21 protein-coding genes and 1 riboswitch are annotated in these 22,055 nt (G+C 64.1%); of the genes, 13 read left to right on the forward strand and 8 right to left on the reverse strand.

Going from position 1 to position 22,055, the window contains the following annotated elements; genetic code table 11:
- Positions 1-403: 403 nt before the first annotated feature.
- A riboswitch (cobalamin riboswitch) is annotated at positions 404-613 on the forward strand.
- Positions 614-650: 37 nt separating this feature from the next.
- The 4 genes from AC0L3H_RS19700 to cobO are packed head-to-tail and all read left to right on the forward strand — an operon-like array spanning position 651 to position 2,746.
- Complete coding sequence (locus AC0L3H_RS19700; RefSeq protein WP_023798882.1) at positions 651-830, forward strand: CbtB domain-containing protein; 180 nt, start codon at positions 651-653, stop codon at positions 828-830.
- A gap of 15 nt (positions 831-845) precedes the next feature.
- Positions 846-1,610, forward strand: coding sequence for a CbtA family protein (locus AC0L3H_RS19705; RefSeq protein ID WP_473491261.1), 765 nt, complete (start codon positions 846-848; stop codon positions 1,608-1,610).
- Positions 1,611-1,632: 22 nt separating this feature from the next.
- A complete protein-coding gene (gene cobU / locus AC0L3H_RS19710) occupies positions 1,633-2,130 on the forward strand; it encodes a bifunctional adenosylcobinamide kinase/adenosylcobinamide-phosphate guanylyltransferase (protein WP_473586608.1) in 498 nt (165 codons plus the stop codon).
- 1 nt (position 2,131) lies between these two features.
- Positions 2,132-2,746, forward strand: a complete 615-nt coding sequence (gene cobO / locus AC0L3H_RS19715) for a cob(I)yrinic acid a,c-diamide adenosyltransferase (protein WP_473586588.1) — start codon at positions 2,132-2,134, stop codon at positions 2,744-2,746.
- Positions 2,747-3,061: 315 nt separating this feature from the next.
- Here the strand turns inward: cobO and cbiB are convergent, their stop codons facing one another.
- Positions 3,062-4,030 carry an adenosylcobinamide-phosphate synthase CbiB gene (gene cbiB / locus AC0L3H_RS19720; protein WP_473586589.1) on the reverse strand — a complete coding sequence of 323 codons (969 nt, stop codon included), beginning with the start codon at positions 4,028-4,030 and terminating at the stop codon, positions 3,062-3,064.
- Here cbiB and cobD point away from each other — a divergent pair.
- Both cobD and AC0L3H_RS19730 read left to right on the forward strand, forming a co-directional pair.
- Positions 4,029-5,084 (forward strand): threonine-phosphate decarboxylase CobD, encoded by a 1,056-nt coding sequence (gene cobD, locus AC0L3H_RS19725; RefSeq protein WP_473586590.1) that lies wholly within the window; start codon positions 4,029-4,031, stop codon positions 5,082-5,084. The two genes, cbiB and cobD, sit on opposite strands and share 2 nt — an antisense overlap.
- Positions 5,081-5,590, forward strand: coding sequence for a tyrosine phosphatase family protein (locus tag AC0L3H_RS19730; protein WP_473586591.1), 510 nt, complete (start codon positions 5,081-5,083; stop codon positions 5,588-5,590). Before cobD ends, AC0L3H_RS19730 begins: the two co-directional genes overlap by 4 nt.
- 280 nt (positions 5,591-5,870) lie before the next feature.
- Here the strand turns inward: AC0L3H_RS19730 and AC0L3H_RS19735 are convergent, their stop codons facing one another.
- Positions 5,871-6,674: a creatininase family protein gene (locus tag AC0L3H_RS19735; protein ID WP_091594395.1), complete on the reverse strand. Its 804-nt coding sequence runs from the start codon at positions 6,672-6,674 to the stop codon at positions 5,871-5,873.
- A 212-nt stretch (positions 6,675-6,886) separates the two neighbouring features.
- Positions 6,887-7,270 (reverse strand): RidA family protein, encoded by a 384-nt coding sequence (locus tag AC0L3H_RS19740; RefSeq protein ID WP_473586592.1) that lies wholly within the window; start codon positions 7,268-7,270, stop codon positions 6,887-6,889.
- Positions 7,271-7,525: 255 nt separating this feature from the next.
- On the opposite strand from AC0L3H_RS19740, the gene AC0L3H_RS19745 reads away from it, so the two are divergent.
- From AC0L3H_RS19745 to AC0L3H_RS19775, 7 genes are read left to right on the forward strand one after another with little or no spacing between them, the layout of a single operon-like run.
- On the forward strand, positions 7,526-8,530 hold the full coding sequence (locus tag AC0L3H_RS19745; protein ID WP_473586593.1) for an ABC transporter substrate-binding protein: 1,005 nt from the start codon (positions 7,526-7,528) through the stop codon (positions 8,528-8,530).
- A gap of 8 nt (positions 8,531-8,538) precedes the next feature.
- Positions 8,539-9,369 (forward strand): ABC transporter ATP-binding protein, encoded by an 831-nt coding sequence (locus AC0L3H_RS19750; RefSeq protein WP_473586594.1) that lies wholly within the window; start codon positions 8,539-8,541, stop codon positions 9,367-9,369.
- Positions 9,356-10,207 carry an ABC transporter permease gene (locus tag AC0L3H_RS19755; protein WP_473586595.1) on the forward strand — a complete coding sequence of 284 codons (852 nt, stop codon included), beginning with the start codon at positions 9,356-9,358 and terminating at the stop codon, positions 10,205-10,207. Before AC0L3H_RS19750 ends, AC0L3H_RS19755 begins: the two co-directional genes overlap by 14 nt.
- Positions 10,207-11,517: a cytosine deaminase gene (locus AC0L3H_RS19760; RefSeq protein WP_473511632.1), complete on the forward strand. Its 1,311-nt coding sequence runs from the start codon at positions 10,207-10,209 to the stop codon at positions 11,515-11,517. Before AC0L3H_RS19755 ends, AC0L3H_RS19760 begins: the two co-directional genes overlap by 1 nt.
- Entirely contained in the window at positions 11,514-12,914 is a 1,401-nt protein-coding gene (locus tag AC0L3H_RS19765) for an FAD-binding oxidoreductase (protein ID WP_473586596.1), read from the forward strand. The genes AC0L3H_RS19760 and AC0L3H_RS19765 overlap by 4 nt, the downstream gene beginning before the upstream one ends.
- A gap of 47 nt (positions 12,915-12,961) precedes the next feature.
- The gene (locus tag AC0L3H_RS19770) at positions 12,962-13,543 is read left to right on the forward strand and encodes an NAD(P)H-dependent oxidoreductase (RefSeq protein WP_473491273.1); all 582 of its coding nucleotides are present in this window, start codon (positions 12,962-12,964) and stop codon (positions 13,541-13,543) included.
- Positions 13,543-14,130, forward strand: a complete 588-nt coding sequence (locus AC0L3H_RS19775) for an NAD(P)H-dependent oxidoreductase (RefSeq protein ID WP_473586597.1) — start codon at positions 13,543-13,545, stop codon at positions 14,128-14,130. Before AC0L3H_RS19770 ends, AC0L3H_RS19775 begins: the two co-directional genes overlap by 1 nt.
- 169 nt (positions 14,131-14,299) lie before the next feature.
- Here the strand turns inward: AC0L3H_RS19775 and AC0L3H_RS19780 are convergent, their stop codons facing one another.
- From AC0L3H_RS19780 to AC0L3H_RS19800, 5 genes are read right to left on the reverse strand one after another with little or no spacing between them, the layout of a single operon-like run.
- Positions 14,300-16,774, reverse strand: coding sequence for a GcvT family protein (locus tag AC0L3H_RS19780; RefSeq protein WP_473586598.1), 2,475 nt, complete (start codon positions 16,772-16,774; stop codon positions 14,300-14,302).
- Positions 16,771-17,952, reverse strand: coding sequence for a pyridoxal phosphate-dependent aminotransferase (locus AC0L3H_RS19785; RefSeq protein WP_473586599.1), 1,182 nt, complete (start codon positions 17,950-17,952; stop codon positions 16,771-16,773). Before AC0L3H_RS19785 ends, AC0L3H_RS19780 begins: the two co-directional genes overlap by 4 nt.
- The gene (locus tag AC0L3H_RS19790; RefSeq protein ID WP_473586600.1) at positions 17,952-18,851 is read right to left on the reverse strand and encodes a homocysteine S-methyltransferase family protein; all 900 of its coding nucleotides are present in this window, start codon (positions 18,849-18,851) and stop codon (positions 17,952-17,954) included. The genes AC0L3H_RS19785 and AC0L3H_RS19790 overlap by 1 nt, the downstream gene beginning before the upstream one ends.
- Positions 18,848-21,301: a GcvT family protein gene (locus AC0L3H_RS19795; RefSeq protein ID WP_473586601.1), complete on the reverse strand. Its 2,454-nt coding sequence runs from the start codon at positions 21,299-21,301 to the stop codon at positions 18,848-18,850. The genes AC0L3H_RS19790 and AC0L3H_RS19795 overlap by 4 nt, the downstream gene beginning before the upstream one ends.
- Positions 21,302-21,317: 16 nt before the next feature.
- Complete coding sequence (locus AC0L3H_RS19800; RefSeq protein WP_473586602.1) at positions 21,318-21,905, reverse strand: helix-turn-helix domain-containing protein; 588 nt, start codon at positions 21,903-21,905, stop codon at positions 21,318-21,320.
- Positions 21,906-22,055 lie beyond the last annotated feature (150 nt).

The raw sequence follows: 22,055 nt of genomic DNA on the forward strand, positions 1-22,055 counted from the left end.
CTGCAAGACGACTATCATGGTTGCCCCGGACAAAAGAAGACAGGGCCCATTGATGCCCAGGGCTTAGGCTAAAGCGCCGTATGCCGCTCGCAGCCAGTGGTCGAGGCCGGCGCCGCCCCTCATAGCCCTGCCGGGCGTTTCTCCCCGTAAACGGGGCGAAAGAGGCTGGCCGCAACGCCGGCTCCCTTCTTGCAACGCTGATGATTGGCGAGACCGCCGATGACAGCGCCCTCTCCCCGTTCTACGGGGAGAGGATGCCGGCAGGCAGGTGAGGGGCAGCGCGGACGATCGGCTTTCAACGTGTCAAGATCGCGGCGTCGAGGAACCAAGCTGGTCTGCCGGCACGGCGCATTCGCGCTGGTAGCTGGCGGAATTTGGTTTGCCGGGCGCGGCGATTCTGCCTATAGTCGCAGCCGTCGTCGGTTCCGTTTTGGAACCAAGAGGGAATGCGGTAGGGGCAAAATTCGCCCGATGCCGTGGCTGCCCCCGCAACTGTGTGCGGTAGTCCTCTCCATATGCCACTGAAGATTTTCTTCGGGAAGAGCTTCTTCGGGAAGGTGGGGAAGGGCGCTGATCCGCGAGCCAGGAGACCTGCCGGCGACAGGAGAACTGACTTCTATGCCCTCGGGTGGAGGGCGAAAGGACAAGACATGAATACCGCTTCCGTCTCGCTCGGCGCTTCCGTCTCCTCGCAGTCGCGCTTCGTGCAGTTGGCGCTTGCTGCATTTCTAGGCGTTTTCGTCATGGGTTTTGTCGGCTTCTCGCATATCGATGCGGTCCACAATGCCGCCCACGACTATCGCCATTCGATGGGCTTTCCCTGCCACTGACGAGGGGCTGACACCATGACACTGTTTCGCAACGTCGTGTTCATCGCGGCGATCGCAGGGCTTGTGGCCGGCGTCGTTCTCGCCTGCATGCAGGCCTACGCCACGGTGCCACTCATCCTCAAGGCGGAAGTCTACGAACAGGCCGGCGGTGGTCACACGCATGACCATGGTTTGTCGCCGGCCGCAGCAGGCAGTAATGCCATGAGCAGCGCCGTGCCGGCTGAAGCAGCCACCGCGGAAGAGGAAGGCTGGGCTCCGGCGGATGGCTTCGAGCGCTTCGCCTTTAACGTCGTTGCCAACGTCGTCACCGGCATCGGCTTTGCGCTGATCCTGGTCGCCGCTTCGGAGTTCGCCGGCGGCATCGGCAATTGGCGACAGGGCCTGTTCTGGGGCCTTGCCGGCTTTGCCGTGTTCACGCTGGCCCCGAACCTTGGCTTGCCGCCCGAACTGCCGGCGATGCCGGCGGCCGATCTCGCCCAGCGCCAGATCTGGTGGACGGCAACGGTGGTGGCGACCGCGGCCGGTCTCGGCCTGCTCGCCTTTCGCAAGTCATTGCCGCTGGCGGTGATTGCCGTGGCGTTGATCGTGGCGCCGCATATTGTCGGCGCGCCGCAGCCCGACAGTTTCGAATCGCCGATCCCGGAAGGCCTGCACCACCAGTTCGTGGTGGCGGTGACGCTGACCAATCTGGTGTTCTGGCTGGTGCTCGGCGCTGTCGTCGGCTTGTTGCGCGGCCGCTTGACCGGCACCGCAACCAGCCTGCGCGACAGCCTTGCCTGATCGCGCTGCTCCAGGCAGCAAGCTGACCCTGGTCGTCGGCGGTGCACGCTCGGGCAAGAGCGCGCATGCCGAAAGCCTGGTGACGGACTGTCCGGCGCCGTGGACCTATATCGCCACGGCGCAAGCCTATGACGACGAGATGCGCGAACGCGTCGCGCTGCACCGGGCGCGGCGCGGCGAGGGTTGGACGACCGTCGATGCGCCGCTAGATCTCGTCGGCGCGATCGAGGCGCTGCCTGACGGCCGGCCAGTCCTGATCGACTGCCTGACGCTGTGGCTGTCCAACCACATGCTGGCCGAACGCGACATTGAGGCCGAATGCCGAGGGCTTGCGGATGTGCTGTCGCGGCCGCGCGGGCCGTGGTTCGTGGTTTCCAACGAGGTCGGGCAGGGCATCGTGCCCGACAATGCGCTTGCCCGCCGGTTTCGCGATGCCGCCGGCCGGCTCAACCAGCAGGTCGCCGCCGTCGCCGGCACGGTGCTGCTGATGGTGGCGGGACTGCCGCTCAAGGTGAAGTGATATGACCGATATCGACGACAGGGACGAGCAACGCCACCGCGCCAAGATGGCCAAGCGCAAGGCGGTGCAGGACGCCGAGGTCGCGGCCAAGACGGTCGAGAAGGGACTGCTGATCGTCAACACCGGCCCCGGCAAGGGCAAGACCACTGCCGCCTTCGGGCTGGCGCTGAGGATGCTCGGCTACGGCAGGCGCGTCGGCGTCGTCCAGTTCATCAAGGGCAAATGGCATACCGGCGAGAAGGACGCCTTTGCCGCTTTCGGCGATCGGGTCGTCTGGCACACGATGGGCGAGGGTTTTACCTGGGAAACGCAGGATCTGAAGCGCGACATCGCCGCCGCCGAGGCTGCCTGGGCCAAGGTGCTCGAGCTGATGGCCGATCCATCGATCAGCCTGCTGGTGCTCGACGAATTGAACATCGCGCTGCGCTACGACTATCTCGATCTCGACACGGTGGTGGTGGCGCTGAAGGGCCGCCGCGAAAACCTGCATATTGTCGTCACCGGCCGCAACGCCAAGCCGGCGCTGGTCGATGCCGCCGATCTGGTCACCGAGATGGGAGTTACGAAGCATCACTTTTCCGCCGGCGTGAAGGCGCAGCAAGGCATAGAGTTTTGAGGTTTCGTTCGCGCGAGGGGCAGGGCAATGCTTCGGGCAGACGATGCATCCAACTCATGTTGAAATGGCTAATTGTCGATCTCTGCGCCGCCCCTCATTGCCCTGCCGGGCATTTCTCCCCGTATAGTGACGGGGAGAAAGACGCCTTCGCAAAGGATTTCGCCAATCGCCAGCGTTGCAGAATGGGTGCCGAGCCCGCGGCCAGCCCCTTCTCCCCGTCACTATACGGGGAGAAGGTGCCGGCAGGCGGATGAGGGGCTGCGCCAACCTCAAGCGATTGCCCTGAAGCAGCACATATTTGTTTGCTCGTGGACGTCACGCAACGATGACGATCACCGACAGCAAGCCGAACAGTCCAATCAGCAGAAAGTCGGCAAGCTGATAGAGTCTTAGCGCTCGTCTGATGTCCGCGCTCTCGACATCGCGGCGGCCGCCTTCGCCCATGAACGCGTCGTCGACTATGACGCCGTCGTAGGAGCGCGGCCCGGCCAGCGCCAGGCCGAGCGCGCCGGCCATCGCTGCCTCCGGCCAGCCGGCATTGGGCGAGCGGTGTTTCTTTGCGTCGCGCCGCACGGTGCGCCAGGCGTTGCCGGCGTCAGCGTCTTTGACGAGGAAGGCGGCCAGCACGATAAGCAGTGCGGTCAGCCGCGACGCCGGCAGGTTGATCAGATCGTCGAAGCGCGCCGCCGCGCTGCCGAAGGCCTCGTGGCGCGGCGTGCGGTGGCCGATCATCGAATCGGCGGTGTTGGCGGCCTTGTAGGCGACGCCGCCGGCCAGCCCGCCGACGCCGATCCAGAAGACCGGCGCGACGACGCCGTCGGAAAAATTCTCGGCCAGGCTTTCGATCGCAGCGCGGCAGACACCGGCTCTGTCGAGCTTTTCCGGATCGCGGCCGACGATCTGCGAGACGGCAACACGACCGATGTCGAGTCCGCCATTGTCGAGTCCGTCGGCCACCGCCTCGACATGCTCGGCCAGGCTCTTCTGCGACAGCAGCGATGTCGCCAGGAGCGCGGTGAGGATCAATCCGGCTGGAATGCCCGCAAGCATGGTTTCCACCGCGAAAGCGATGGTGGCCGGCACCAGAACGATGATCAGCAGCGCATGAACACCGCGCCGGCGGCGCAGGGCTTCGGAATCAGTATCGCGGTTGAGCCTGCGGTCGAGAAAGGATATCAGCCTGCCGAACCAGGTGACGGGGTGGCCGATGGCGCCAAGCAGCCAGCTGGGATAGCCGACAGCGAATTCAACAAGCAGTGACAGGAAAGCGATCAGGATCGACATGAAGTCTCTTGATGGAGCGGCGGCAGTGGTGGATCACGGCGGAAGCCTTGGCCGGGCGAGGGCGCTTTTTCCGCATGCGCCACAGCCCTTCGTCGACCTCTCGACCGGTATCAATCCGCACTCCTATCCGTTTTTCGAGCTGCCCGCCACCGCCCTGTCGAGATTGCCGGAAGCTGCGCGGGTCCGGGATCTGGCCGATGTCGCGGCGAGCGCCTATGGCGCACCATCGGCGGCCAATGTGGTGGCAGCGCCGGGCACGCAGATCCTGTTGCCGCGCATCGATTCGCTAGTCAGCCCCGGCAAGGCGCTGGTGCTCGGGCCGACCTATGCCGAGCATCAGCGGGCAGCGGCCATCGCCGGCCATGCGGCGATGGAGGTCGACGATTTCGATGCCCTAGCAGGAGCCGACCTTGCCATCGTCGTCAACCCCAACAATCCGGACGGACGTATCATCGAACGCAAGAAGCTGCTTGCGCTTGCCGAAAGTTTGCGCGCCAGAGGCGGGTTGCTGGTCGTCGACGAGGCGTTCATGGATGTCGGCCCGCTTGACGAGAGCCTGGCCGGCGATGTCGAGCAAGGCGGCATCGTCGTGCTGCGCTCCTTCGGCAAGTTTTTTGGCCTTGCCGGCTTGCGGCTCGGCTTTGCGCTGGCCGACGCGCTGACGGTCGAACGGCTGGAGGCGCAGTTCGGGCCGTGGGCGGTTGCCGGTCCGGCGCTCGAATATGGCATCCGCGCGCTTGCCGACAGCGGCTGGCAGGCCGAGATGCGGGACCGTCTGGCCAGGGATGCAGCACGGCTCGATGCGCTGTTCGGCCGCTGCGGCGTTGCTGTTGCCGGCGGCACCACGCTGTTCCGCTATATCAGGCTGGCGGACGCCGCCGGTCTGTTTTCGGTGCTTGGCGAGCGCGGCATCCTGCTTCGGCATTTTTCCGGCCGGCCGGAGGTGCTGCGCGCCGGGCTGCCGGGCGAGGGCGAGGAATGGCAGCGGCTCGAATCGGCTCTTGCCGACTGGGCGCAACAGCGCCACGATAACACCAGCGAGGTCCAGCAATGATCCATGTCTGTTCGCTTTCAAAAGTCGAGGAAACCGTCGCGAAGACCGGGGCCGAGCGGTTGCTTTCGCTGCTGGCCGCCGGCACCGAGGTGACGCGGCCGGCGTCGATCGCCCAGGAAAACCATCTGCACCTCGTCATGCACGATATCGCGGTGGCGCAGGAGGGCATGACCATGCCGGGCGAGGCGCATGTTCGCAACCTGCTCGATTTCGCGCGCCGATGGGATCGCGCAAGGCCGCTGGTCGTGCATTGCTATGCTGGTATCAGCCGGTCGACGGCCTCGGCCTACATCATCGCGGCGGCACTGGCGCCGCAGCGCTGCGAGGTCGAGTTGGCTGAGACGCTGCGTGCACTGTCGCCGACCGCGACACCCAATCCGCGGCTGATCGCGGTCGCCGACGCGCTGCTCGATCGCAACGGCCGCATGACCGGTGCGATCCGGGCGATCGGGCGCGGCGCCGAGGCCTTCGAAGGCACGCCTTTCGAGCTGAAGATCGACGGCTGATTCCTACTTGAGGACAGTTGTTTGAGCCATTAAGCCACCAAGCAACCTACTCGTGCTGTGATCGCTGCAGGTATTGGCGACGTCGGCGCTGCCCCTCATCTGCCTGCCGGCATCTTCTCCCCGTATAGTGACGGGGAGAAGGGGCTGGCCGCAGCGCTGGCGCCTTTTTTGCAATGCCGGCGATTGGCGAAAACATTGATGAGGGCGCCCCTCGCCCCGGTTACGGGGAGAGGATGCCGGCAGGCAGGTGAGGGGCGGCGCGGCGCTGGCGAAAAGCCTCCTAGGCCAGCCAATCTGCAAGCTTGGCCTTGCGCACGTCCTTCAACAGGCTGATGAAACCGTCGGCTTGATGGTTGGCGGTCAGCCGGCCCTTTTCGGCCGTTGCAATGCTGGCGTCGCCGACCACGCCGTTCGGGTTGAGATCGGTGGCGATCCAGGCGAAGGCGTGCGTTCCGGTGTGGCGTAGCAGCGAAAATTGCTTTTCGGCGCGGGCGACGTTGGACACGAAATTGTCGGCCTTTGCCATGTCGACGAGATCCGGCCGGAAATGCAGCATCAGCGAGGTCTCGACATCGCCGCCATGGATGCCGTGGCTATCCTCAAGCTCGGTGTACAAGCCGGCCGGCCGGCCAAAGCGCTGCCAGCTCGTCTTCACACCCAGCATCTTTGCCCGCACGCGCAATTCTCGCGTCATGATGCCCATGATCTCCTCGTTGCCGCCATGCGAGTTGACGACGATCAGCTTCCTTAACCCGGCCCGTGCGACCGACAGGCCAAGCTCGGTCCAGGCCTCGATCAAGGTCGCCGCCGGCAATGTAAGGGTTCCCGGCGCATGCAGGTGCTCGTTCGACTTGCCCACCGCCTGGACCGGCAGGATGCGTATGTCGAGATCGCCAGGCAGGCGCGCGATCACCGTCTCGAGCATGCCGTTCATGATCGAGGTGTCGGTCGAAACCGGCAGATGCGGCCCGTGCTGTTCGATCGCCGCCACCGGCAGAACGGCGATCGTCGCCTCCGGGTCGATGGTGGCGTACTCGGTGGTCCGATAGTCGCCCCACCACACGCGTTTCGTTGCAACGGTCATTTTGAAACCTCGAGCAAACTGGCGGCGTTGGCGCTGCCCCTCACCCGTACCCTCTCCCCGTATAGAGACGGGGAAAGGGGGTCGCCAGCGTTGGAGCGCTTCCCTTCTCCCCGTCACTATACGGGGAGAAGGTGCCGGCAGGCGGATGAGGGGCAGCACCAGCCTTTGTCGTGTAACTGGAGATCAACGGCCTGTCGATTCCAGCCGGCTCCTCACCCTGCCGCGATGACCTCGATCTCGACCTTGAATTCCGGTCGCGCGAAACCGGACACGATCATCAGCGTCGAAGCCGGCGCCGGGCTGGTGAACAGGCGATCGCGCACGTCCATATAGGGTTTCAGGAAGACGCGGTCGGTGACATAGGCGTTGATGCGCACGATGTCGGAAAGTCCAAGCCCGGCGTCGCCGAGAATCGCTGCGATGCTTTGAAAACAGAGCTCGGCCTGCGCGCCGGCATCCTCCGGGATCTTATCGTCCGGCGTGATGGCGACCTGGCCAGAACACAGCACCAGCCGCTTGCCGGGCGGCACCTCGACGCCATGGCTGTAGCGGGCAAAGGGCGGCTTGATTGACTTCGGCGTCAGGAACTTGAACATGAAAATCTCCAGTCTGCTGCCAGCGTAAAGCCGGATCAGGCGAGCCCTCAAGATGCAGTGCATACTATCAGGGCGATTGTGGACAGGCGTTCAAAAAATAGGCACGATGCCCCCGGTACGGCATGACCGGTCCGGCTTTCGCGCGCCACTGTTGCGCAAGGCGGGCGGTCCGGGCGATGGCATGTGTCTTGCTTCTTCGATCGATGGTGTCGAGCTCGGCGCGCGGCGCGCCAGAGCCAACTGAGGGTGGTGTGGATGGACGGAAAACTCAAGATTTCGGCTGGCGCGATCGTGCTGCTTGCCGCAAGCACGCTGAACGCGGCAGCAAACGAGAAGATCACCTTCGGCACCAACTGGCTCGCCCAGGCCGAGCATGGCGGCTATTATCAGGCGGTGGCTGATGGCACCTATGCCGCGTGCGGGCTCGACGTGACGATCATGCAAGGTGGCCCGCAGGTCAGTGGTCGGCCGCTGCTGCTTGCCGGCAAGATCCACTTCTACATGGGCGGCAACATGCTGCAGGCCTTCGACGCCGTGCAGCAGGAGATTCCGCTGCGTGTCGTCGCCGCCTCGTTCCAGAAAGAGCCGCAGGTGATCATGAGCCATCCGGGTCAGGGGCTCGACAGGTGGGAGGATCTGAAGAACGCGGACCAGTACATTATCGGCGACGAAGGTGCACAGAGCTACTTCCAGTGGATGATCACGGAGTTCGGCTTCGATCCGGCCAAGCGCGTGCCCTATACGTTCAACCCCGCACCTTTCATCGCCAATCCGAAGTCGATCCAGCAGGGTTACGTGACCTCGGAGCCCTTCGCCGTCGCCAAGGAAGGCGGCTTCCAGCCCAATCTGTTCCTGCTCGCCGACTACGGCTTCGACACCTATGCGACGACGATCGAGACCATGCAGGCGACGATCGACAAGCGGCCGGAGGTGGTTCAATGCTTCGTCGATGGCTCGGCCAAGGGCTGGTACAACTATCTCTACGGCGACAACGCTGCCGCCAACGCGGCGATCAAGAAGGACAACCCCGACATCAGCGACGAGCAGATCGCGTTCTCGATCGAGCAGATGAAGAAATTCGGCATCGTCGATTCCGGCGATACGGAAAAACTCGGCATCGGCGCGATGACCGACGCGCGCATCCAGAGCTTCTACGACAAGATGGTCAAGGCCAAGGTCGTGCCGGCCGACGTCGACATCAAAAAGTCCTACACACTGGCCTTCGTCAACAAGGGCGTCGGGATCGACCTGAAGAAATAGCACCGGGCATGATGCAGGAGAAAGTGGCGCAAGCGCCGGCAAGCGCATCGGGCAAAGGTCCGATGCTGCTGGCGCTGCGCGGCGTCGGCAAAGTCTTTTCCAACGGCGTGACAGCGCTCAGCGACGTCGACCTGACGATCCGGGAAGGCGACTTCCTCAGCCTTCTCGGCCCGTCCGGCTGTGGCAAGTCGACGGCCTTGCGCCTCATCGCCGGTCTTGCAACGCCGACCTCCGGCCTGCTCGACTGGCGCGGCAGCAGCGCTGCCGATCGCTCTGACATCGGCTTCGTCTTCCAGGAACCGACGCTGCTGCCGTGGGCCGACGTCTTCGACAATGTCTGGCTGCCGCTCAGGCTGAAGGGTGTGTCGCGGGCCAAGGCTGCGCCTGTCGTGATGGAGATGCTGGCGCGGGTTCATCTGACCGGCTTCGAGAAAGCCGTGCCGCGCGAATTGTCCGGCGGCATGAAGATGCGCGTCTCGATCGCCCGCGCCATGGTGACCAAGCCGCGCGTGCTTTTGATGGACGAGCCATTTGCGGCATTGGACGAGATCACCCGCTTCAAGCTCAACAACGATCTCCTGGAACTGTGGCAGGACGAGCGTTTTACCGTCGTCTTCGTCACCCACAGCGTCTTCGAAAGCGTTTTCCTCTCCAGCCGCGTCGTCGTCATGGCGGCGCGGCCGGGTAGGGTCTTCAAAGAACTCGCCATCGATGCGTCCTATCCGCGCAACGAAGCCTTCCGCACCTCGTCCGCCTATGCCGCGCTCTGCCGCCAGGCGTCCGATGTGCTGATCGGCGCCATCAACTCAACCGCCGGACCGCATCATGACGGCCATTGATCATACTGCCGTAACCCTGGATCCAGAGGAGGCGCGTCGCGTGCGCCAGGAGCGGCTCGAGCGGATCGGCCGATGGCTGCTGCCGCTGGCGATCATGGTCCTGGCGATCTGGCTGTGGGACCGCATCTGCGTCTGGAACGACATCCCGAAATATATCCTGCCGCGCCCCGCTGTGGTGCTGCAAACGCTGTTCGACGATGCCGGGCTGCTGTTCTCCTCGCTGCTGGTGACGCTCAGGATCACCTTTCTCAGCCTGCTTCTGGCCGTCATCGGCGGTGTCGGGCTGGCGGTGCTGTTTACGCAATCGAAATGGGTGGAGATGTCGTTCTTCCCGTTCGCCATCGTGCTGCAGGTGACGCCGATCGTCGCGATCTTCCCGCTGATCAACATCTATGTCGACAACCAGACGACGAAGCTTCTGCTGTGTGCCTGGATCGTCGCCTTCTTCCCGATCCTGTCCAACACGACGCTCGGCCTCAACTCTGTCGACCGCAACCTGCGCGACATGTTCAAGCTCAACGGCGCAACCCGCTGGCAGCAATTGCGCTATCTGCGCCTGCCGGCGGCGATGCCCTATTTCCTCGGCGGGCTGAAGATCGCCGGCGGCCTGTCGCTGATCGGCGCGGTGGTCGCGGAGTTCGTCGCCGGGGCCACCGGACAGTCGTCGGGGCTGGCTTCGCGCATCATCGAGGCCGGTTACCGGCTCAACGCACCGCGGCTGTTTGCGGCGCTGATCCTGATCTCGTTCACCGGCATTTTGATTTTCCTGGTGCTGTCGCTGATCTCGCACCTGATCCTGCGACGCTGGCACGAGAGTGCGCTGAAGCAGGAGCGATGATGGTGTTGGAGATACCAGCCTCTGGTCCTTACCATCTTGCTAACGTTCGTGTTCATCAGTCGCTCACGCCCGACCTTGCCGCTGCCTATGACAGCGACGGCTTTACGCTCGCCGACATCGCTGTCGCCGACGGCAAAATCGCCAGCATCGTCGCGAATCGCCTGTCCAATAAACCCGCAGGCGCCCTCGACCTCGGCGGCCGTATCGTCATGCCGTGCTTCGTCGACTGCCACACGCATATCGACAAAGGTCATATCTGGCCTCGAAAACCCAATCCGGACGGCACCTTCATGGGTGCGCTGAACGCCACCGGCGCCGACCGTGCTGCCCGCTGGAGCGCCGAGGACGTCGCTCGCCGCATGGATTTTTCGCTGCGCTGCGCCTACGCGCACGGCACCAGGGCTTTGCGCACCCATCTCGACAGCGTCGCACCGCAGGAGGAGATCTCCTGGCCGGTGTTCGAGACGGTACGGGAGAAATGGCGTGGCCGCGTCGAGCTGCAGGCCGCTTGCCTGCTCGGCATCGAAGGCGTGCGCGACAAGAAATGGTTTGAAAGCCTGGCCAAACGCGTCGCTGCGGCCAACGGCGTGCTTGGCGTCGTCACCTATATGCTGCCGGATCTGGAAGAACTTCTCGATCGGGTTTTCGCGCAGGCGATCAAGCATGGCCTCGACCTCGATTTCCATGCCGACGAGACCGACGACATCTCGGCGATCTCGCTGAAGAAGATCGCCGAGGCGGCGCTGTGGAACGGGTTTGAGGGAAACATCCTCGTCGGCCACTGCTGCTCGCTGGCACGCCAGCCCGATCTCGACGTGCTCGACACGCTGGACAAGATGGCGAAGGCGGGACTTGCCGTGGTGTCGCTGCCGATGTGCAACCTCTATCTGCAGGACCGGCGCGGCGACCAGACCACGCCGCGCTGGCGCGGCGTGACGCTGCTGCACGAGATGAAGGCGCGCGGCATTCCCGTCGCCGTCGCCTCCGACAACACCCGCGATCCGTTCTACGCCTATGGCGATCTCGACATGCTGGAAGTCTATCGCATGGCGACGCGTATACTGCATTTCGATCACCCGGTCGGCGACTGGCCGCAAGCGGTGACTTCGACGCCGGCCAGGGTGATGCGGCTCGACGGGTTCGGCACCCTTGCCGCCGGCGGTGGCGCCGACTTCGTCGTCTTTAGGGGGCGGAACTGGACAGAATTGCTGTCGCGGCCCGAATCGGATCGCATCGTGGTGCGGGATGGTCGCGCCATCGAGCGCCAATTGCCCGACTATGCCGAACTCGACGATCTGATGGAGAGATGATGGACATTTCGGCACTGAAGCGCGACCTCGACGGTCTGAAGATCGACGACCATCCGGCGATCATCCAGCAGAAGAGCCGCGATTTCTACTGGTACAGCCCGGTGCTGAAGCAACAGCTCGATCACGTGACCGGCGACCTGATCGTGACGCCAAAGACCGAGGACGAGGTGATCCGCGTGCTTGCCGCGTGCCACCGGCATAGCATTCCGGTGACGCCACGCGGCAGCGGTACCGGCAATTACGGTCAGGCGATGCCCTTGTCCGGCGGCGTCGTGCTCAATCTCGCCGAGATGAATACGATCAAGACGATCGCGCCCGGCTGCGTCGTGACCGGTCCAGGTGCCGTCCTCGCCGACATCGACAGGGCGACGCGCGCCCATTCCGGCCAGGAGCTGCGGATGTCGCCGTCGACCTACAACACGGCGAGCATAGGCGGCTTTGTCGCCGGCGGCTCGGGCGGTGTCGGCTCGATCCGCTGGGGCGGCCTGCGCGACCTCGGCAACGTCATCCGGCTCAGGACCGTGACGATGGAGGCGGAGCCTCGCATCATGGATCTTGCCGGCGAGGAGGTGCTGAAGGTGATGCATGCCTACGGCACCAACGGCATCATCACCGAGGTCGAGATGCCGTTGACCGCATCCTACGACTGGATCGACGTCATCGTCGGCTTCGACGATTTCATGGATGCGGCCGGCTTCGGCAACGATCTCGCCATCCAGGACGGCATCCTGGCGAAGCTGATCACGCCGATCGCCGCGCCGATCCCCTACGACTATTTCAAGCGGCACCAGAAATTCTTCCGGCGCGAGCAAAGCATCGTCGTCTGCATGATCGCCCCGCAGGCGATGGACGCCTTTGTGGCCCTCACGGCGCGCAGCAAGGGCGAGATCGTCTTCCGCGCCGACAAGGAGGCCGATCTCAAGGGCTTGCCGCCGGCCTATGAGCTGACCTGGAACCACACGACGCTGCGCGCCATCAGGGTCGACCCTGATATTACCTATCTGCAGACCCGCTATCCCTCGCCGGATCACCTCGCTTACGTCAAGGCGATGATCGACCGCTTCGGCGACGAGGTGCCCGTTCATCTCGAATTCATCCGCTTCGACGGCGCGATCGGCGTCGCCGGACTGCCGCTGGTCCGCTTCACCACGGCCGAGCGGCTCGACGAGATCATCCGCATCCATGAAGACAATGGCTGCTGGGTCTTCAATCCACACCGCTACACGCTGGAAGAAGGCGGCATGAAGCAGACGGACGAGGTGCAGCTCGCCTTCAAGCGCGAAACCGATCCGCAAGGGCTGCTCAATCCCGGCAAGATGATCGCCTGGGAAAACCCGGACTACGACTATCGCTCGGGCAAGTCGTTCCTGTTCAAGGGATTGCAGAAGGCGGGGTGAACGATGACGAGCGTGTGGCGCTGTCGCGCTGACCTGCGAGGTCTTCGGTGAACATCCTCGTGCTCTATGCCCACCCGGTCGAAACCAGCTTCAACGCCGGTCTGCACCGGACGATCGTCGAGCGGCTGACGGCCGCCGGCCACGCCGTCGACGATTGCGATCTCTATGCCGAGGATTTCGACCCGCGGCTGACACGGGCCGAGCGGCTCGGTTATCACGACGAGCGCGGCGCCGGTGATCCGGCAGCGCCCTATGTCGAGCGCCTGCTGCGGGCAGAGGCGCTGGTGCTGTCGTTTCCGGTGTGGAACTACGGCTATCCGGCGATCCTGAAAGGCTTTTTCGACCGCGTCTTCCTGCCCGGCGTCTCGTTCAAGCTGGTCAGTGGCAAGGTGCAGCCGTCGCTGCACAACATCCGCAAGCTGGCGGCGGTCACCACCTATGGTGGCAGCCGGCTCCACGCCATGCTGATGGGCGACCCGCCGCGCAAGCTGGTCAAGCGTGTCTTGCGCGCGACGGTCAAGCCAGGTGCCTCGGTGTCCTATCTCGCGCATTATTCGATGAACCTGTCGACCGATGAAACGCGGAAGAGATTTACGGCGAAGGTCGCCGCCAGCATGGATGTCTTCTGATGCGGGTCCTGGTGGTTTATTGCCATCCGGTCCCGGAAAGCTTTTGCGCCGCGATCCGGGATAGTGCCATCGACGTGCTGGAGGCGAGAGGCTGGGAGGTGCGGCTGCTCGACCTCTATGCGGAAAATTTCGATCCGGTCATGGGCTGTGACGAGCGACGCTTCTATAATGAGCACGCCCCGCAGGATCCGGCGCTCAAGCCGCATATCGAAAATCTCAACTGGGCCCAGGCAATCCTCTTCATCTATCCGACATGGTGGTACGGGCTGCCGGCGATGCTGAAGGGCTGGCTCGACCGGGTGTGGGCGACCGACGTCGCCTTCCGACTGCCGGCCGGCAAGGGACGGATCCAGTCACTGGTGAGGCATGTGACGAAGATCGGGGTGATCACGACCTGCGGCGCACCGACCTGGTGGAGCGTCGTCGTCGGCCAGCCGGGACGCAAGACAATCCTGCGCGGCATGCGGGCGCTCTGCGCCACCCGCTGCAGGACGTTCTTTCTGGCGCACTATTTGATGGATGCGTCGACACCCGGGAGCCGGGCTGCTTTCCTTGCGAAGGTGCGGGCGAAACTGGAGCGGTTTTGAGCTGGCGGAGATTTCCTTCTCCCCCTGTGGGAGAAGGTGGATCGGCGCGCAGCGCCGAGACGGATGAGGGGTGCTGGACGGAGTGCGGGGGTGCCAAGCTGGAACACCCCTCATCCGACCGAGCTTCGCTCGGCCACCTTCTCCCACAAGGGGAGAAGGGAAGGGCGCTCTACATCCGCACCCGTTCCGCTTTCGGATCATACATCGGCTTCAGCGACACTTCCGCGGCGAAGCGCTCGCCGGCGATCTCGATCTCGTAGGAAGACGATAGCACATCCGCCTCGCTCTCGCCCTGGCAAGGCACGTAGCCGAGGCCGACGGCGCCGCCGAGATGATGGCCGTAATTGCCCGAGGTGACCGGGCCGACAATCTTGCCGTCGCGCAGGATCGCTTCGTTGTGGAAGAGCAAGGGTTGCCTGTCTTTCAGGCGGAATTGCACCAGCCGCCGGTTCAATCCGGTTTCTTGTCTCCTCAGCACGGCATCGCGGCCAAGAAAATCGCCCTTGGCAGTCTTCACTGCGAATCCAAGGCCTGCCTCCAGCACATTGTCCTCGTCGGTGATGTCGTGGCCGAAATGCCGGAAGGCCTTTTCGATGCGGCAGGAATCCAGCGTGTGCAGGCCGCAAAGCTTCAGGCCGACATCGGCGCCGGCCGCCTCGATCGCTTCGAACACGTGTGCGGCCTGGTCGGTCGAGACGTAAAGCTCCCAGCCGAGTTCGCCGACATAGGTCACGCGATGGGCGCGGGCCAGCCCCATGCCGATTTCTATCTCCTGAAACGTTCCGAACGGATTGGTTTCGTTGGAGAAATCGTTCGGGCTCAGCTTTTGAATCAGCTTCCTCGAATCCGGGCCCATCAGGCAGAGCACGGCCTCGGCCGCGGTGACATCGGTGATGACGACGAATTCATCGGCGAGATGTTTTTTCAACCAGGCGAGATCACGCTGTAGCGTGGCGCCCGGCACGACGAGGAAAAAAGTGGTCTCAGACAGCCGCGAGACGGTAAGGTCGCTCTCGATGCCACCGCGCTGGTTGAGCATCTGGGAGTAGACGATCTTGCCCGGCGCCATCTCCACGTCGTTGGCGCAAAGCCTCTGCAGGAAGGCGCAGGCATCGCGGCCCTCGACACGGATCTTGCCGAACGAAGTCATGTCGAACAGGCCGACGCCGTTGCGGATCGCCAGATGTTCGTCGCGCTGGTTGTCGAACCAGTTCTGCCGTTTCCAGGAATAGCGGTACTCGCGCTCCTGGTCTTCACGCGCGAACCAGTTGGCCCGCTCCCAGCCGGCAACCTCGCCGAACACCGCGCCGCGTGCCTTCAGATGTTCATGCAGCGGGGAGCGCCTGACGTTCCGAGAGGTCGCCATCTGCCGGTACGGAAAATGATCGGCGTAGAGCAGGCCGAGCGTCTCGGAGACGCGCTCTCTGAGATAGCGGCGGTTTTTTTGGAACGGCTGGGCGCGGCGGATGTCGACCTCCCACAGATCGAAGGGTGCTTCGCCATCGTTGATCCATTGCGCCAGCGCCATGCCGGCGCCGCCTGAGGAGACGATGCCGATGGAGTTGTAGCCGGTCGCCATCCAGTAGCCGGAAAGCTCCGGCGCCTCGCCGAGATAATAGCGATCATCAGGCGTAAAACTCTCGGGGCCGTTGAAGAAAGTGTGGATGCCGGCGCTGGCCAGCATCGGCATGCGGTTGACGCCCATTTCGAGGATCGGCTCGAAATGTTCGAAATCCTCGGGCAACTGATCGAAGCAGAAATCTTCGCTTATGCCGTCCATGCCCCACGGCTTGGCCACCGGCTCGAAGGCGCCGAGCATCATCTTGCCGGCATCTTCCTTGTAGTAGGCGCACTCGTCCGGCACGCGCAGCACCGGCAGCCGGGTCAGGCCGGGGATCGGTTCGGTGACGAGATAAAAATGCTCGCAGGCATGCAGCGGGATGCTGACGCCGTTCTGGGCGCCAAGCTCGCGTGCCCACATGCCGGCGCAATTGACGACGATGTCGGCCTCGATCATGCCTTGCTCGTCGCCCTGCGTCCAGGAAACGCCGGTGACGCGGCCATCCCTGGTGTGGACCTTGGTGACCTTCACATTCTCGACGATCGTCGCACCGCGCTGGCGCGCACCCTTGGCCAGCGCCATGGCGATATTGGCCGGGTCGCATTGGCCGTCGAGCGGCAGATGCACGGCGCCGACCACATCGGAAACATTAAGATGCGGGTACATCTGCTTGACTTCGTTTGGCGAAATCTCGCGCACGTCAATATCGAACGCGCGGGCGAGCGACGCCTGCCTATAAATCTCGTGCTTGCGTTCCTCGGTCAGCGCCACGGTGATCGAACCGACCTGGCGCATGCCGGTGCCGACTTCGGTCTCGGCCTCCAGCCTGACGTAGAGGTCGGCCGAATATTTCGCCAGCCGTGTCATGTTCTGCGAACCGCGCAACTGGCCGATCAGGCCGGCGGCATGCCATGTCGTGCCCGATGTCAGCTGCTTGCGTTCGAGCAGCACGATGTCGGTCCAGCCGAGCTTGGCCAGATGATAGGCGACCGAGCAGCCGGAGACGCCGCCGCCGATGATGACGGCCCTCGCCTTGGAAGGAATGGTTTTGGCCAGAATGGTTTTCTGGGGCAGGGCGCTCATGCGGCCTCGCGGCGGTAGCTGGACGCGAAGCGGCGCAAGCGAAGGGTTGCTTCCAGAAGCACCGCCTCGGGCTGGCAGAGGCTGACGCGAATATGACCGGCGGCGGCCTCGCCGAAACTCGAGCCGGGCATCACGCCGACCTTTTCCTTGTCGAGCAGGGCCCAGGCGAATTTCTCGTCGTCCGGCTCGAGAGCCGAGATGTCGAGCATGACATACATGCCGCCTTCGGAGCCGCGCACGGTGACGTTGTTCATGCCGCGCATGGCATCGAGGACGACGCTGCGCCGTGCGGCATAGCGTTCGGCGATCTCCTTGACTCCGTAGCCGTTTTCCAGCGCCTCGGCGCAAGCGAGGCTGATGAACGCCGGCAGGCCGTAGGTGGTCACCAGATTGAGGTTGGTCAGCAGCGAGATCATCTGTTCGGGCCCGCTCAGCCAGCCCATCCGCCAGCCGGTCATGCCGTGGCTCTTCGACATGGAATTGATGACCAGCGTGCGTTCCGCCATGCCGGGCAGCGAACGCGGCGAGACGTGCTCGCCGCCGCCCAGTGTCCAATAGACCTCGTCCGACAGCAGCCAGAGGTCATGCTCCCGGCAGATCTGCGCCAGCTCTTCCAGCCGCTGGCGCGAATAGACGGCACCCGTCGGGTTGTTCGGCGTGTTGATCAGGATGGCGCGGGTGTTCGGCCGAAGTGCGGCGCGAATGTCGGCGGCACGCGGCTGGAAACCATCCTCGGCCGGTGTCTCGACCACGGTGAAATCGGCGCCCGCCGCACTGAAGGTGTTGGGGTAGGTCGCGTAATAGGGCGCCACCACGATGGCATGGTCGCCCTGGTCGAGAACGGCCTGCACCGCCGCATAAAGTGCAGCCTGCCCGCCCGGTGTGGCGATGACTTGGTCGGGGTTGGTCGTAATGCCCGTGCAGGCGGTCGAGGCCGCCGCCATTGCCTGGCGCAGGCGCGGAATACCGGCAAGCGGGGTATAGTGGTGATTGCTGGCGCGAACCGCGGTCACGCAGGCTTCAATCGTCTGCGCCGGCGTGTCGAAATCATGGTCGCCGACCGACAGCATGATGATGTCCTCGCCGGCCTGCTTGCGCGTCCAGGCGGCGAAATGGACCTCCCAGCCGTCCTTGCCGGAAGGCACGATGCCGGAAATGCGCGATGACGGCCTGGGCATTATGCTACTCCCGAAATTTCGTGGCCGGCCTGTTCGAGCCGGTCGCGCAGGGCCGCGATATGAGGCGGCCCGACTTCGCAGCAGCCGCCGACGATGTCGGCGCCGGCCTCGACCCAGCCGACCGCGTGGTCGGCATAGGCATCCGGATCGAGGTCGTGGCGGGCGTGCAGCACTTCCACCGTGCCGCCATGCTTGAGCGCCTCGACCGAGGTGAAGCCGTTGGCATAGGCGCCAACCGGCCCGCCGAGAGCGATCAGTTCGGGCAGCGCTGCAGCAATGGCTTCGGGCCGGCAGCAATTGATCAGCCTGGCTGCGACCGGCAGGCCGTCGAGAGCTCTTGCTGCCGCCGCTATGGTTTCGCCGCTGCGCAGCCGCGGCGCGCCGTGATCGGCGAGCGTCCACGACACCCACACCGGCTTGCCGCTTTCCGACGCGGCGGTGACAGCCGCGCGCGCCTCCTCGACCGACGCCATGGTCTCGCACAGGAACAGATCGACACCGTCGGCCTGCTCGGCAACGATGCGGCGGTAGATGTCGAGCGTATCCTCGAAGGATATCGTCAGGGCCGGTGCGTAGCTGCCGAACAGCGGCGACAGGCAGCCGGCGATTGCCGCGTCGCCGGCCTGGTCGCGCGCTTGCCTTGCCAGTTCTATGCCGCGCTGCTGCAGCGGCTTGAACAGCTCTTCCGCGCCCTCGCGCGCCAGCCGCTCGGGGGTTGCGGAATAGGTGTTGATGGTGATGACGCGGGCGCCAGCCCGAATGAACTCCGCATGCAGGTCGCGCACCAGGTCCGGTTCGTCGATCAGCACCCTGGCCGACCATAGCGGGGTGGGATCGGAGCTGCTGCGGCGGACCAGTTCCTGGCCCATGCCGCCGTCGGTGAGAATGACTGAATTCATGCGCGCAACCTCTCGTTGTTTGGATCCCACAGCGGTTCGTCCTTCTGCACGATCGCCTTGAAGCGCTCGCCGAAGATCTCGACTTCGACCGCAGTTCCCGGCTCAGTCAGGTCGGCGCGCAGCACGCCGAGCGCGATCGACTTATCGATCCGATGACCCCAGCCGCCGGACGTCGTCTCGCCGACGATCCGGCCGTCATGCCACAGCGTCGACATGGTTGGCGCGTCGCAGCCGCCGGGGTTTTCGACGACCAGCGTGACAAAGCGCTTCTTCACGCCCTGCTGCTTCTCGTTTTGCAGCGCCGCCTTGCCACGGAAATCCGGCTTGTCCCATTTCACGAAACGCTCCAGCCCACCCTGCAGGATCGAATAGTCGATCGACAGGTCGCCTTTCCAGGCGCGATAGGATTTTTCAAGCCGCAATGAATCCAGCGCGTACATGCCGAACGGTTTCAGGCCGTGCTTCTGCCCGGTCGCCCAGACGGCGTCGAAGATGGCGGCGGTGTCGTCGATCCTGGTATGGATTTCCCAGCCGAGTTCACCGGCGAAGGACACGCGCAACAGCCTTGCCCAACGGCCGGCAATTGTCGTCTCCTGGTGCGTCAGCCAGGGCAGAGCAAGGTCGGCGGCGCAGACATCGGCGAGGATTTTTCGCGAATTAGGCCCGGCGAGGATCTGCGTTGAGAATTCCTCGGTCCTGTCGACCAGCCTGAACGAGGCTTCCTTCGGCATGCGCCATTTCAGCCATTCGAAATCGTGCCACTGCGCCACCGCGGCGGTGATCAGCGTCATCAAATTCTCGTCGTGGCGAACGACAGACATTTCGGTGACGATGCGGCCCTTGTCGTCGGCAAAATAGACGAGGCCGATGCGGCCGGGTTTCGGCACCGGGCCGGTGATCTGTTGGCTCAACCAGTCGGCCGCGCCCGGACCGTCGAGATTGAAGCGGGAGAACCCGGGCAGGTCCAAAATACCGGCGGTATCGCGCACGGCAAGGCATTCTTCGCGCACGCGATGCTGCCACGGCCCGTCGCGGCGGAAGGTCAGCGTCGCGGTTTCCGAGACGTCGTCGCCGGCCTGCGCGTACCAGGTGGCGCGCTCCCAGCCATTATAGGCGTCGAAGCAAGCGCCGAGCGCCTTGATGCGATCATGGATCGGCGACAGTTTGCGGTCGCGGCCTGCCGGCCAGGCATGGCGCGGGAACTGGATGGCGTATTCGTTGCCGTAGATTTCCATGCCCTTGGCGACGCAGTAATCCGGGGCCGAGGCAAAGCCGGTGAAGCGGCGCGGATCGCAGGACCACATGTCCCATTCGGTTTGGCCCTCAGTCACCCATTCGGCCAGCACCTTGCCGGCGCCGCCGCCCTGGGCGATGCCGAAGGTGAAGACGCAGGCCTCGAAGGCGTTCGGCACGCCGGGCATCGGGCCGATCAGCGGGTTGCCGTCCGGCGCGTAGGGGATCGGACCGTTGATGACCTTGGACAGGCCGGCGGTGCCGAGAATCGGCACGCGGGCGACGGCATCGGCCAGATAGTCCTCGAGCCGGTCGAGATCGTCGGGGAACAGCTGGAACGAGAAATCGTCGGGCATCGGATCGTTGTGGCCGACCCAATGGGCACGGCAATTGCGCTCATAGGGGCCGAGATTCATGCCGTTCTTTTCCTGGCGCAGATAATAGGAGGTGTCGACGTCGCGCAGCAGCGGCAGTTTCTTGCCCTGCTCCTTCGACCACGCGGCCAGTTCGGGGATTTCCTCGAACAGGATATATTGATGGCTCATCACCATCATCGGCACGTCGCGGCCGAACATCCTGCCGACTTCGGCCGAACGGTAGCCGGCGGCGTTGACGACGATCTCGCAGCGGATCTCGCCCTGAGCGGTCTCGACCACCCACTCGTCCTTGTCGCGGCGCACGCCGGTGACCGGACAGAAGCGAATGATCTTCGCACCCAGGTCGCGGGCGCCCTTGGCCAGCGCCTGGGTCAGCTGCGCCGGGTCGATGTCGCCGTCGCTCGGATCGTAGAGTGCGCCCTTCAACTCATGCGTTTCGATGAACGGGTAGCGGCGCTTGATCTCGTCGAGGCCGACCACATCGATGTCCATGCCCTGGTAGCGGCCCATGCCCTTGGCGCGTTGGAACTCCTGCATGCGCTCTGCCGTATGGGCCAGCCTGAGCGAGCCGGTGACGTGGTAGTTCATGGGGTAGCCGACCGCATCGGCCAGCCCGCGATAGAGCTCGGTCGAATAGCGCTGCATGTTCATTAGCGACCATGACGAGGAGAAGGTCGGCACGTTGCCGGCCGCATGCCAGGTCGAGCCGGAGGTGAGCTCGTTCTTTTCCAGGAGCACGCAGTCGGTCCAGCCCGCCTTGGCGAGATGGTAGAGCGCCGACGCACCGACGACACCGCCTCCTATAATCACCACACGTGCCGTGGTCGGCAAACCGGCCATACTCTTCTCCAGACCTCTAGTAGACAGGTGGCGAAACCACCCAGATGACCACCGCCGGCTCCGCACCGGGATTGCGCCAGCGGAACGGCTTGCCGTCGAAGCGAAACGAGTCACCCTCACCAAGCCGGTGCCAGACGCCTGATATCTCGATGTCGAAGCTGCCGGAAGCGACATATCCGGCTTCCTCCGTCGGCCGGCGGGCTTCGGTCTTCAGTTCAGCACCCGGCGCGAAGACCGAACGCAGCATCTCGAAGCTACCGCCGAGATCGGGTGACAGAAGCTCCTCCACCAGTCCGGAATCGCTTGTGCCAAGCGTGCGGCGGCTGCCGGCGCGCACGACCACGCCGCGCTCGTTCTCGACGGGCACGTCGTGGCTGAAGAACAGGCTGACCGGCACGCCGAACAGTTCCGCGAAGGCCCTGAGATCGCTAAGCGATGGTATCGACAGGCCGCGCTCGACCTGACTGACCCAGCCGACCGAGCGGCCGAGCTTCAGGCCGGTCTCGGCAAGCGTCAGCCCACGCGCCCTGCGCAGCGCCCTGATATCGCCGGCCAGCAGCCGTTCGCGGGTTTCCTGCTCCGATCTGACGGCGGTTGAGGTCAAAGCCTTTTTTCTCGGTAAAAATCTGTCTGGTGAAAAGTCCCCCTTGGTGAAAAATTGAGGGCAAATTTCATCAAAGGTCAGGTTCGTGAAAAAATCAAGAGAATTTTCATGAGGCCACAAGATTTGCTTGCGCCGTTTTGACGGTTCAGG

The sequence above is a fragment of the Mesorhizobium sp. WSM4816 genome, assembly GCF_055811535.1.